We start from the raw sequence: 11310 nt of genomic DNA, 5'->3' as shown, positions 1-11310 counted from the left end.
ACCTGCGGGATCACCTCGTAGGAGCGGCCATCCAGGTCGATACGGTTGACGTAACCGTCCGCCATCATGGTGCCCATGGTGATACCGATATCCTGCATGGTGATGCCGTAGGCACCCGCCTTGTCCTTGTCGATGCGGATCTTCATGGTGGCGGAGTCGTAGTTCAGATCGAGATCCGAATAGACGAACTGACCGTTACTCTGCGCCGCTGCCAGAATTTCACCGGCCACCAGGAACAGGCTTTCGAAGCTGTTCGGGGTGGTGATGACGAACTGGATCGGCAGACCACTCGATGCACCCGGCAGTTCCGGGAACTGGAAGGTGGTGATGGCCATACCCGGGATGTCTTTCACCAGATTGGCGACCCGGTCCAGCACCTCTTTCTGGCTCGCTTCACGTTGGCTCCAGGGCACCATGGAGGCGATACCGAACGCCTGGTTGGCGTTGAACACCCCTGAGAAGACCTGGGAGAAGGCGATCTCGGGCTGCTCGTCCAGGATCTTGTTCACATCCGCCATGGTGTTTTCGATGTAGTCTAGGTTGGCGTTGGACGGTGCGGTACCCAGCACGGCCATGACCCCCTTGTCCTCTGACGGTGCCAGTTCGCTCGGGATGAACTTGAACAGCAGCGGCAGGCTGGCGAAGACGATGACGGCGAACACCACGATGACGGGGCGCTTTTTCATCACGGCGTGCAGCATGCTGTCGTAGCGATCGGTCATCCGCTCCAGCAGGTGATGGACTGTGCTCTCGAACTTGCCTGGCTGCTCGTTGGCCTTGAGCATCTTGGAACACATCATCGGTGACAGAGTCAGGGCGATGATGCCCGAGACGAACACTGCGCCAGCCAGGGTCAGGGCAAACTCCTTGAACAGGGAGCCGGTGATACCCCCCATCAGGGCGATAGGCGCGTATACCGCCGCCAGGGTAACCGTCATGGCGATAACCGGTACCGCGATCTCGCGGGTACCGATAATGGCGGCCCGGAACGGTTCTTCCCCCTCCTTGATATGGCGGTCGACGTTCTCCAGCACCACGATGGCGTCATCCACCACCAGACCGATCGCCAGCACCATCGCCAGCAGGGTCATCAGGTTTATCGAGAAGCCGAACATATCCATCATCATCACTACGCCGATAAGACTGAGCGGAATGGTGATGATCGGGATGATGACCGCGCGGAACGAACCGAGGAACAGGGTGATGACCACCAGAACGATGGCGGCTGCCTCCAGGATGGTCTTGATAACCTCGTGGATGGACTCGTTGATCGCCACGGTGGAGTCATACATCACGTTGAGACGCATGGTGCTCGGCATATTGCGCTCAAGGCTCGGCAGCAGTGCCAGCACATCGCGGGCGATGTTGATGGGGTTGGCTGTCGGGGCGGCGTTGACCGCCATGACCACGGCTTCGCGACCATTGGCGCTGGCACGATAGACATCGTGACTCTTCTCGAGGGTTACCTTGGCGATGTCCGCCAGACGGATCACCTTGCCGTCGCGGGTAGCCACCACCAGTCGCTTCAGCTCGTCGACATCCTTGACCTGGGTCTCGGCATTGCCATTGAACAGGGTGAAGTAACCGGTCGCCTGACCTGTCGCGGACTGATAGTTGTTGCTGTTGAGCACCGTCATCACGTCGCTGGCAGTCAGGTTGAAGGCCGCCATCTTGGCCGGATCCAGCCATACCCGCAGGGCAAACTCGACACCGCCGTAGAGGTCAACCTTGGAGACCCCGCCGACAGTAAAGAGCTGCGGCTTGATAACCCGCTCCAGATAGTCGGTGATCTGGCTGGAGTTGAGCTCCGGGCTGGTAAAGCCGAGGTAGAGCACCGCCGTGGTTGAACCGGTGGAGGAGGTGACCGAGGGGTCTTCCGCCTCTTTCGGCAACTGAGAGCGCACCGAGTTCACCTTCGCCAGTATGTCGGACAGCGCGGCGTTGGGGTCGGTATTGAGCTTCATGTATGCAGTGATGGTGGAGCTACCCAGCTGGCTGGAGGAGGTCATGAAGTCGATGTTGTCGGCTTGCGCGACCGCCTGTTCCAGCGGCTGGGTGATGAACCCCTGGATCAGATCAGAACTGGCGCCATAGTAGCCAGTGCTGACGGTGATCACCGTGTTGGTCACCTCGGGGTATTCCCGTACCTGCATCTTGAAGATGGCCTGAAAGCCCAGCAAGGCGATCAGGAAGCTGAGCGAGATCGCCAGCACAGGCCGTTTTATAAATATGTCAGTAAATCGCATCGCAGATCTCCGCGCTTACAGCATCGGGGTTTGTGCCGGAACGGCCAGGGCATCGTTCTCGACCACATGCACCTTGGTGTCGTTGCTCAGGCGAACCTGACCCGACAGTACGATCTGGTCACCGGCCTGAATGCCAGAGAGCACATGCACATCGTTGCCACGGCGCTCACCCGCCTTGACCACAACCTGCTTGGCTCGCAGCACTTTCACCTTGTTACCCTCTTTGTCGGTCTCTTCGCCCTCTTTGAGCACATAGACGTTCTGACCGTAAAGGGTGAAGGAGATAGCGGTCTGCGGGATCACGATCTGATCTTTCACCGTCGGCAGAATGATGCTGGCGCGGGCGAACATACCGGAACGGAGCTGACCGTCGTTGTTCGGAATGTCTGCCTGTACCTGGATCAGGCCGCTCTGGAAGTTGACCGCAGGCTCGATGGCGGTGATATGGCCGTCAAACTGGGTTTGCGGATAGGCATCCACATTGATCTTGATGGTCTGGCCCAGCTTGATTTTGGAGATATCGGTCTGGGGCACGGTGAAGCGCAGACGCATCACGCTGGTATCTTCCAGGCGCACGATATCTGTGCCTGGTTGCAGATACTGGCCAAGGAACACATTGCGCAGGCCGACCACGCCGCTAAAGGGCGCGCGCACTTCACGACGGGCAATGGTCGCCTTCAGACTCTCGATATCCGCTTCCAGCGAGCGATAGGCCGCTTCGGCTTCATCCAGCTGCTCTTTGGAGATGGAGCTGGTCTTGTAGAGGTTCTGGAAGCGTTCGAATTTGGCTTTTGCCGCTGGCAGCTTGGCCTGGGAGGCGCGCAGATTGGCCTTCTCCACGGTGGAGTCCAGGCTCAGCAGCAGCTGGTCTGCCTTGACCGGTTTGCCCGACTCGAAGGTGATAGCATCAATGGTGCCAGCCAGTTCGGTGGAGAGGGTCACCCCCTGATTCGGTTCGATGAAGCCGATGGCTTCGATGGTCGGTACCCAATCCTGCGCCTTGGTCACCATGGCGGTGACGGGGAACTCGGGTTCCGGCCGGTTGGCCATATATTGGGCAATCATCTTCTGTTTGAACAAATTGAAGCCGATGACGCTGCCAAACAAGGCGATCGCTATCAGCAACATAATGGCCATCCACTTTTTCATGAACAGGCTCCTGAGGTGGAAAGATTGGGGGATAAAATGGCATTCCAGCTGGCCCGGATCGCGGTTTCCAACTGCGATTCGGTCAGCGTGATGTTGTGCACCCTGCACTGCAGGGCCAGATGCATGACACTGTCCAGACTCAACACCTGGAGTGCCCGTATCGGTAAATCAATAAACAATCCTTGTTCAACGCCCTGTTCAAAAAATCGGTCCAGAGGCTCCCAGGCAGCCAGAATGACAGGATTGGTCTCCAATTCTGCCCCTAGCGGAGAGCTCTCGTACTGCAATTTGCACCGGATAGCGTTGGGTTCGTTAACAAAAATGGCATGAATATTGAGCCATAATTGGCGAAATTGTTGAAATGAAACTTTATCGATTGCTACATCGGCCATGACCATGGGCACACACTGCAAGATAGTGTGCTGGTGCAGTTGCCGGATCAGATCATCCTTGTCGCCGAAGTAGCGATAGATGGTGCCGGTGGCAACATTGGCCTTCTTGGCGACTTCCGCAATCGACAGACCATGAAAACCCCGTTCACCCAGCACCTCATGGGCCGCGTTGAAGATGCTCTCTTTTTTATCCAGAATCATCAGTGTGACTTTCGATTGAATGAACGTTCATTCATTCTAGATGGGCATCAAATCAAGTCAAGGCAGCAAGGCGATTTGCGACTGCGATCTGCCCCTTTTCGGTTGTCAGCAGGGGAATAGTGGAAGAAAAGTGCGCAATGTGCTTGAAAAAACAACGAACAGTGCTTCGGTGACAGAAAAGTGTAGACAAACCAGCAACCATCATTAATAATGCGCCCCGTTCGACAGCGTAGCGCCCGTAGCTCAGCTGGATAGAGCGCTGCCCTCCGGAGGCAGAGGTCACAGGTTCGAATCCTGTCGGGCGCACCATCAAAAGTGCGTCGGTTAAACGGGCGTTGTTGTGGAACGAAAACAGCTGTGGTGGCTGTAGCTCAGTTGGTAGAGTCCCGGATTGTGATTCCGGTTGTCGTGGGTTCGAGCCCCATCAGCCACCCCATTTTACAGCTTGTCAGGTACGCGAAGGTGGCGGAATTGGTAGACGCGCTAGCTTCAGGTGTTAGTGCCCCCCGGGTGTGAGGGTTCGAGTCCCTCTCTTCGCACCATACTTGCTGTATGACGAGGATGACCATAAGGTCGTCTTTGTTTTTTTGAAGTAAACTATTTTGAAAGAAATAGCCTCGGTGATTAGCGCAGTCCGGTAGCGCATCTGGTTTGGGACCAGAGGGTCAAAGGTTCGAATCCTTTATCACCGACCACATTTAGAAAAACCTCGCTTCGGCGGGGTTTTTGCTTTCTGGCCTCCGCCGTGCCAGTACTCTCTCCCTGTTACGTCTGTTTACACTCTATTTGGGCAGCGCGCCCCGCCTTTCGGTTATGCTTCAGCCTCGAGTCACTGACAACCGGATGTCATCGGCCCATTTCAGGCATTTTTCCATGAATAACAAAATTTCCTTTGCTTGCTCCCCCGCCATGCTGGCTGCCTTGCTGCTGGGGGGGTGTACCATCAAGCCGCCATCCACCGATGTGATGATGGGCTCCATTGCATCACAACCGCAGGAGGAGCGCTCTCTCTCCCCCTTGCTGACCAGCGGTGATTTTTGCGTTGCGGTGTCCCAACAGAAGGTGTTGGCACAACCTTGCAGCGGAAAAGACGATCAACTGTTCGAGTGGGATCTGGGTGAGTTGCGCCTGCAGGATCTCTGTTTGCAAGCCAAAAACGACAGCGAAGTGATGCTGGCACCCTGTGACGGTCAGGCGCAGTGGGAGTGGCAGAAAGACAGGCTTTTCAACAGCAAGGTCTCCCGCTGCCTCGATGTGGCCGGGCGACGCCATACTCCCGGCACGCCTCTGCGGTTGGCTGAATGCTACGGCGGGGCGAACCAGAGCTTCAGCTGGCAGCGGCCCAATCCCTGGCTGGAGACTCTGAAAAAACAAAGCCTCACATGGTGAGGCTTTGCTGAATCGGATGGCGGGCTGAAGAGGATCAGGCTGCGCTGACGCTCTCCAGCTCGAACAGCTTCTCCAGATAGACGGCGACGCCATCTTCATCGGAGGTGAGGGTCTGCTCATACTCCGGCAGCGCCATTTTCAGGCGGTCATGGGCGTTGCCCATCACGATGCCGCGTCCCACCATGGTCAACATCTCGAAGTCGTTCATGCCATCGCCGAAGGCGATCGCCTCCGACATGTCGAACCCGTTCTGCTCCAGCACGGCTCGCACAGCATTGCCCTTATGCACCCCGGCGTGCATGACTTCGAGGCAGTCCGGCAATGAGAAGGTGACGTTTAGCTGATCGCCGTAGCGCTGGTTGAGGTGCGCCTCGATCTTCAGCAGCTTCTCGTGGTCGCCGATGTAGAACACCTTGTTGATCTGCTCTTTCGGTTCCTGCTTCAGGTCATCGACCAGACGGTAGGTGAACCCTGACTCGTCGTGGAACTGCAGCAGCCAAGGGAGCTCTTCTTCCACCACCCAGTCATCACCCTGATAGACATTGAGGTGGATAGAGGGGTCGCGCTCCAGCGCAATCAGTTCGGCGGCGATCTCGGTCGGCAGCGGCTGGTTGAAAATCAGCTGATCCTGTTTGTCATGGACCACGGCGCCATTGGAGGTAATGAGGTAGATATCCATCCCCAGCGCATCGCGGAAGCTGCGAACGTCAACATGATGACGGCCGGTGGCGACCACGAATTTCACACCTTGTTCTACCAGGCGGTGCAGGGTATCCCGGGTACGGGGAGAGATCTGGTGCTGCTTGTTGAGCAGAGTGCCATCGAGATCGGATACAACTACCTTGAACATCATTACCTCGGCATCGATTGAAAACAGGGGCAGTTTACCTTAGCCCGCACTGTCACCCCATTTATTTAGGGTTACAAAAAATAGCCAGCTCAGAAGCGGGCGAAAAAGTCGACCACCGTGGTCAGGGCGGGCTGGCGCTTGTCATCGGATTCGATGAATAGTTCGTGCCAAGCACCCTCGATGCGCAGTGGCTTGCCCCCTTCGCACTTGGCAATGGTGCAGAAGCGATCCTGCGCGGCATTGTCCACCACGCTGTCGCTGCCAGCTTGCAGCACCAGCAGCGGGGTTTTGATGGCGCCTGCATCGGCGATGGCGGCATCGGCACCGGTGATCCCCTGATAAATCCAGTGGGCGGTGGCACCACCCAGCTTGATCTGCGGGTGCTGCTCGTAGATTTGGCGGAAGGCCTGATAGCGGGACTGGCTGTGTGTCAGCTCGTTATCGGCAAAGCCGTGATCCTGATAGGCGCCCTGACCGGGGCCGTAGGGAGGCTCGCCAAGCCAGCCGCCGACCGTGCCTATGGTGCTCGCCAATCCCTTGGCCAGCCACTTGGGCAGACCGCCGAGATTGATGCCCAGCATGGGGGAGGAGAGTACGGCCGCCTTGATATCATCGGGCCAGCGCTCCAGATAGCGGGCCGAGATGGCACCGCCCATGGAGTGGGCCAGCAGGAACAGCTTGGCAGGCTGGTCCGCCATGATGATCTGGTCGTGAAACTGCTTGAGATCGACCACATAATCGTCGAACTGGTCGACATATCCCTTCTGCGGGTCATTCAGCATCCGGCCAGACATCCCCTGACCGCGATGGTCGATGAGATAGAGGCTGTAGCCCTGACGCCAGAGATCCCATGCCAGCTCCTGATATTTGAGGTAGCTCTCGACCCTGCCATTGACGATCAGGATGGCGCGATCAACCTTCTCCTGCCGCAGCGCAGCATAGCGGATGGTCACCCCATCCTTGCCCTTGAACTCTCCTTCCACCGCATGCTGGCGCCAGAAGTTGGGCAGGGTTTGCTGGTAGAGGCTGGGTACATCGGCTTCGCTGGTGAGCTGATAGGTATTGGTCACGGCAAGGGCTCCGGCAGAAAACAGGGTCAGGGCCAACAGGGAAAGAGAGAGGGGTTTCATCAGGCACACTCCTGTTGCCAATGGTGATAAAGGGCGGCGATATCCCCCGAGCAGAGTAGCGCCATGCTGGCTTGCAAGCAGGGCAGGGGCCAGTCCCACCACTGCATCTCTTGCAGCATGAGGATCTGCTCATCACTGAAGCGACGGCGGATCGGCTGGGCCGGGTTGCCGCCGACTATGGTGTAAGGGGCCACATCCCTGGTCACCACGGCGCGGGTGGCGATGACGGCGCCATCACCTATGGTGATGCCGGGCATGATCATCGCTTCCGAGCCGATCCAGACATCGTTGCCAATCCGGGTGTCTCCCTTGCGCAGAAAGCCGCTGTGAGCCCCTTCGCCAAAGGTGTCGGGGTTGAACGGGAAGGTGGAGACCCAATCCAGCCGGTGGCCCTGATTGCCCGCCAACATGAAGGTGGCGCCCGAGCCGATGGAGCAGAACTTGCCGATGATCAGCCGATCCACCTCGCCCCAGAGGCCGCTCTCCCAGGTGTCGCGGGTCGAGCCATCGCCGAGCAGGTAGCGGACGCAGTGATCCTCGAACGGCTTGCCGTGGTAATAGCCGGAGTAGTAGCTGTAGTCACCGGCCTCTATGTTCGGGTTGGTCAGGTGATCCCGGATGATGTGGGATTCCAGCCAGCTGCCAAAAGGGTTATCCATCACTCCTCCTGCGGATCGTCCTGTTCGCTCTGCTGCGCCCACCCTTTGCGGGTCAGCTGCATCCGTTGCCACCACTCTTCGTCCGCCAGAATTTCACCGGCCGGGCCGAGCTGGGGGTAGGGCATCTCTTTCTCTTTGCAGAGCTGGGCATAGATAGGATAACCCCCCTCGAACAGGATGCTGTTCTGCTCCTCCAGCGTGAGCGGGCAGCCGCGTTGATAGCAGCCGGCCAGCTCGCGCTGGCGTTGTGCCTCGTAGAGGATGGCGGCGGCAGCCACCGAGACGTTGAGGGACTGCACCATGCCCACCATGGGGATGACGATATGGTGATCGGCCAGGGCCAGCGCCTCTTCACCGATGCCGTGCTTCTCCTGACCCACCAGAATGGCGGTCGGTTTGGTGTAGTCGATAGCGCGAAAATCGACGGAGCTGTCGGAGAGGTGGGTTGCCAGGATCTGCATGCCTGAAGCTTTCAGCTCGGCAACGGCTGTGCCGATATCCGGGTGCAGTTTTACATCCACCCAGTTCTGGCTGCCGCGGGCGGTGCCTTTGCGTTTGTGGATCCAGGTTTTGGGCCAGACGGCGTGTACCCGGTGGATGCCGATGGCATCGGCGGTACGCACGATGGCGGCCAGATTGTGAGGTTTATGGACCTCTTCCATGCAGACGGTCAAATCGAGCTGACGCTGGGCCAGCATGTCGGTGATGCGCTTGAAGCGTTCGGGGGTCATGGCTTGTCTCTATAAAAGCAGCAGGCGGCTTGCGCCGCCTGTGTTCAGTTCTTCTGTCGGCTCACCTTGAGCACGTTGGGCATCACGCGGATCTTGCGCATGATGTTGGCCAGGTGGATGCGGCTCTTGGTGGTGATGAGCAGGCTGACCTGATAGACCCGGCCATCCTTCTCTTCGGTGCTGATGGCGTGAATGTTGGCGCCGGTGGCGGCAATCACGTTGGCCAGCTCGGCCAGCGCACCCTGATGGTTGACGATCTCGATGCTGATACCGGTGCGGAACTCCTGTTCCTGCTCCTTGTCCACTTCCCACTGCACTGGCAAGTACTTGTCCGGCTCCTTGCTGTAGCCCTTGATGTTGCGGCAGGCTTCCTGGTGGATCACCAGACCCTTGCCCGGACTGATATGGGCGATGATGGCATCTCCCGGGATCGGGCGGCAGCAGTTGGCGAAGGTGACCAGCATGCCGTCGGCACCCTTGATCGGCATCTTCTTGCTGCTGGTTTTGGGCTGCTCTTCCGGCGGCAGTTCATCCCCCAGCATGCGGCGCGCCACCATGACGCTCATGGCGTTGCCGAGGCCCACATCGGCCAGCAGCCCCTGCAGATTTTCGTGCTTGGTATCAGCCAGCACCTGCTTGATGCGTGGCTCGGGGATGTCTTCGATATTCTTGGCGCCCAGCGCATGGTTGAGCAGGCGGCGACCCAGCACCACCGACTCTTCGGTGCGCAGGTTCTTGAGGAACTGGCGGATCTTGGAGCGTGCTTTGGTGGTCACCACAAAGTTGAGCCAGGCCGCGTTGGGGCGAGCCCCCGGCGCCGTGATGATCTCCACCGTCTGGCCTGAGTGCAGCGGGCTGCTGAGCGGGTAGGGGTGGCGGTCGACCCGCGAACCGACGCAGGCATGGCCGATATCGGTGTGCACCGTGTAGGCGAAGTCAACCGGCGTGGCGCCAGCGGGCAGTTCCATGATGCGTCCTTCCGGCGTGAACACGTAGATCTCGTCGGGGAAGAGGTCGGTTTTGACCCCTTCGATAAATTCAAACGAGCTGCCGGCGCTCTGCTGCAATTCCAGCAGGCTCTGCATCCAGCGCTGAGCGCGGATCTGGGCAGTGGTGCCCGAGCTGTCGCCATCCTGCTTGTAGGCCCAGTGGGCGGCAACCCCTTTGTCGGCCATCTGATCCATGAACTCGGTGCGGATCTGTACCTCGACCGGCACTCCGTGCGGCCCCACCAGCGAGGTGTGCAGCGACTGGTAGCCGTTGGTCTTGGGGATGGCGATGTAATCCTTGAAGCGGCCGGGGCGCGGCTTGTAGAGGCTATGCATCTGCCCCAGCACCCGGTAACAGGTATCTATGTCCTTCACCTTGACACGAAAGGCGTAGATATCCATTACCTCATGAAATTGCAGCTCTTTTTTCTCCATCTTGTTGTAGATGGAGAAGAGATTCTTCTCGCGGCCACTGACCTGATGCTCGATCCCCGCCTCTTTCAGGCGACCGCTGATTTCGCTCTGGATGGAATCGATGATCTCGCGGCGATTGCCACGGGCGCGGCGCACCGATTCGCGCAGCACGCGGGATCGCATCGGATAGAGCGCCTCGAAGCCCAGCTCTTCCAGCTCGTTCTTCATGGTGTGAATACCGAGGCGGTTGGCGATGGGGGCGAAGATTTCGAGGGTTTCCCGAGCGATACGGCGGCGCTTGTCAGGGCGCAGCGAGCCCAGGGTGCGCATGTTGTGGGTGCGGTCGGCCAGCTTGATCAGAATGACCCGGATATCCTGGGTCATTGCCATCACCATCTTGCGGAAGTTCTCGGCCTGCGCCTCTTTGCGATCGCGAAATTTCAGCTTGTCGAGCTTGGAGACCCCGGCCACCAGTTCTGCAACCGCATTGCCAAACTGTTCGGCCAGATCGGCCTTGGTGACAGAGGTGTCTTCAATGACGTCGTGCAGCACGGCGGCCATCAGGGTTTCATGATCGAGGCGCATGTCACCCAGGATTCGGGCAACGGCAACAGGGTGGGTGATGTAGGGTTCGCCACTGGAACGCATCTGGCCCTGGTGGGCATCACGGGCCACCACATAGGCTTGCTTGAGCTTCTCAACCTGCTCTGGCGGCAGGTAGGAACTGGCTATTTCTTTAAGGTTTTCAAATAAATACAAGACAGTCCCCGCAGCGGTGAAACGGCAATTCGTGGAATTGAGGGTATAGCCCTGAGTTTGCGAGGTTTTCGAGCGGTTGTAAATGGGGATGAACAGTCGGCACCCGGGCGGGTGCCAACCGGAGGAATAACTTAACCGCGGCCTTCGGCGATGGCAGCAACGGCTGCCAGCTCGGCGGCTTCCTGCTCTTGCTGTTCGTAGCGGTCCTGGGTGTCCATCACTTGATTGTTCACCAGACCCAGCTCGATCTCACGCAGGGCGATCACAGTCGGCTTGTCGTTCTCTTCGTCGACCAGGGGATCTTTGCCTTGTACCGCGATTTGACGAGCGCGGCGCGCGGCGACCAGCACCAGGTCAAAACGGTTACCTACCTGTTTTACAGCATCTTCTACAGTAACGCG

The 11310-nt window shown here is 58.5% G+C and carries 10 protein-coding genes and 4 tRNA genes; 5 read left to right on the top strand and 9 right to left on the bottom strand.

From position 1 onward, the window contains the following. The 3 genes from G5358_RS18265 to G5358_RS18255 all read right to left on the bottom strand — a co-directional run. The coding region (locus tag G5358_RS18265; RefSeq protein WP_421324648.1) for an efflux RND transporter permease subunit at window positions 1-2246 on the bottom strand (2246 nt) is incomplete at its 3' end. Between the two features lie 15 nt (window positions 2247-2261). Next, window positions 2262-3395, bottom strand: coding sequence for an efflux RND transporter periplasmic adaptor subunit (locus G5358_RS18260; protein WP_216952544.1), 1134 nt, complete (start codon window positions 3393-3395; stop codon window positions 2262-2264). Then, the gene (locus G5358_RS18255; RefSeq protein ID WP_005339267.1) at window positions 3392-3988 is read right to left on the bottom strand and encodes a TetR/AcrR family transcriptional regulator; all 597 of its coding nucleotides are present in this window, start codon (window positions 3986-3988) and stop codon (window positions 3392-3394) included. The genes G5358_RS18260 and G5358_RS18255 overlap by 4 nt, the downstream gene beginning before the upstream one ends. A 232-nt stretch (window positions 3989-4220) precedes the next feature. Between G5358_RS18255 and G5358_RS18250 the strand changes: the two genes are divergently transcribed. The 5 genes from G5358_RS18250 to G5358_RS18230 all read left to right on the top strand — a co-directional run bounded on the left by G5358_RS18250 (window position 4221) and on the right by G5358_RS18230 (window position 5377). Then, window positions 4221-4297 (top strand) — tRNA-Arg (locus tag G5358_RS18250). Between the two features lie 51 nt (window positions 4298-4348). Continuing rightward, window positions 4349-4424 (top strand) — tRNA-His (locus G5358_RS18245). Window positions 4425-4444: 20 nt separating this feature from the next. Continuing rightward, a tRNA-Leu gene (locus G5358_RS18240) sits at window positions 4445-4530 on the top strand. 76 nt (window positions 4531-4606) lie between these two features. Continuing rightward, window positions 4607-4683 (top strand) — tRNA-Pro (locus G5358_RS18235). A 178-nt stretch (window positions 4684-4861) separates the two neighbouring features. Further along, the gene (locus G5358_RS18230) at window positions 4862-5377 is read left to right on the top strand and encodes a ricin-type beta-trefoil lectin domain protein (protein WP_115522699.1); all 516 of its coding nucleotides are present in this window, start codon (window positions 4862-4864) and stop codon (window positions 5375-5377) included. A 34-nt stretch (window positions 5378-5411) separates the two neighbouring features. Here G5358_RS18230 and G5358_RS18225 read toward each other — a convergent pair whose 3' ends face one another. The 6 genes from G5358_RS18225 to rpoZ all read right to left on the bottom strand — a co-directional run. Further along, complete coding sequence (locus G5358_RS18225) at window positions 5412-6227, bottom strand: Cof-type HAD-IIB family hydrolase (protein WP_005339262.1); 816 nt, start codon at window positions 6225-6227, stop codon at window positions 5412-5414. Between the two features lie 89 nt (window positions 6228-6316). Then, the gene (locus tag G5358_RS18220; RefSeq protein ID WP_421324647.1) at window positions 6317-7357 is read right to left on the bottom strand and encodes an alpha/beta fold hydrolase; all 1041 of its coding nucleotides are present in this window, start codon (window positions 7355-7357) and stop codon (window positions 6317-6319) included. Beyond that, the gene (locus G5358_RS18215) at window positions 7357-8016 is read right to left on the bottom strand and encodes a CatB-related O-acetyltransferase (protein WP_421324646.1); all 660 of its coding nucleotides are present in this window, start codon (window positions 8014-8016) and stop codon (window positions 7357-7359) included. The genes G5358_RS18220 and G5358_RS18215 overlap by 1 nt, the downstream gene beginning before the upstream one ends. Beyond that, window positions 8016-8747: a tRNA (guanosine(18)-2'-O)-methyltransferase TrmH gene (gene trmH, locus G5358_RS18210; RefSeq protein WP_021230464.1), complete on the bottom strand. Its 732-nt coding sequence runs from the start codon at window positions 8745-8747 to the stop codon at window positions 8016-8018. Before trmH ends, G5358_RS18215 begins: the two co-directional genes overlap by 1 nt. Before the next feature lie 44 nt (window positions 8748-8791). Beyond that, window positions 8792-10909 (bottom strand): bifunctional GTP diphosphokinase/guanosine-3',5'-bis pyrophosphate 3'-pyrophosphohydrolase, encoded by a 2118-nt coding sequence (gene spoT, locus G5358_RS18205; protein WP_005339255.1) that lies wholly within the window; start codon window positions 10907-10909, stop codon window positions 8792-8794. 131 nt (window positions 10910-11040) lie between these two features. Beyond that, window positions 11041-11310, bottom strand: a 270-nt coding sequence (rpoZ, locus tag G5358_RS18200) for a DNA-directed RNA polymerase subunit omega (protein ID WP_421324645.1), incomplete at its 5' end; no start/stop codon positions are given.

The organism is Aeromonas sp. 604176 (assembly GCF_049170755.1).
In the GTDB taxonomy this organism is placed as follows: Bacteria; Pseudomonadota; Gammaproteobacteria; order Enterobacterales; family Aeromonadaceae; genus Aeromonas; species Aeromonas veronii_A.
Note: the sequence above shows the minus strand (reverse complement) of the source record. Positions and strands in the feature narration are given on the sequence as shown.

Coding starts and splice junctions, on each gene's coding strand:
- G5358_RS18225 (WP_005339262.1), bottom strand. CDS start 6,227: ATGTTCAAGGTAGTTGTATCCGATCTCGATGGCACTCTGCTCAACAAG.
- G5358_RS18215 (WP_421324646.1), bottom strand. CDS start 8,016: ATGGATAACCCTTTTGGCAGCTGGCTGGAATCCCACATCATCCGGGAT.
- G5358_RS18260 (WP_216952544.1), bottom strand. CDS start 3,395: ATGAAAAAGTGGATGGCCATTATGTTGCTGATAGCGATCGCCTTGTTT.
- G5358_RS18230 (WP_115522699.1), top strand. CDS start 4,862: ATGAATAACAAAATTTCCTTTGCTTGCTCCCCCGCCATGCTGGCTGCC.
- G5358_RS18255 (WP_005339267.1), bottom strand. CDS start 3,988: ATGATTCTGGATAAAAAAGAGAGCATCTTCAACGCGGCCCATGAGGTG.
- trmH (WP_021230464.1), bottom strand. CDS start 8,747: ATGACCCCCGAACGCTTCAAGCGCATCACCGACATGCTGGCCCAGCGT.
- G5358_RS18220 (WP_421324647.1), bottom strand. CDS start 7,357: ATGAAACCCCTCTCTCTTTCCCTGTTGGCCCTGACCCTGTTTTCTGCC.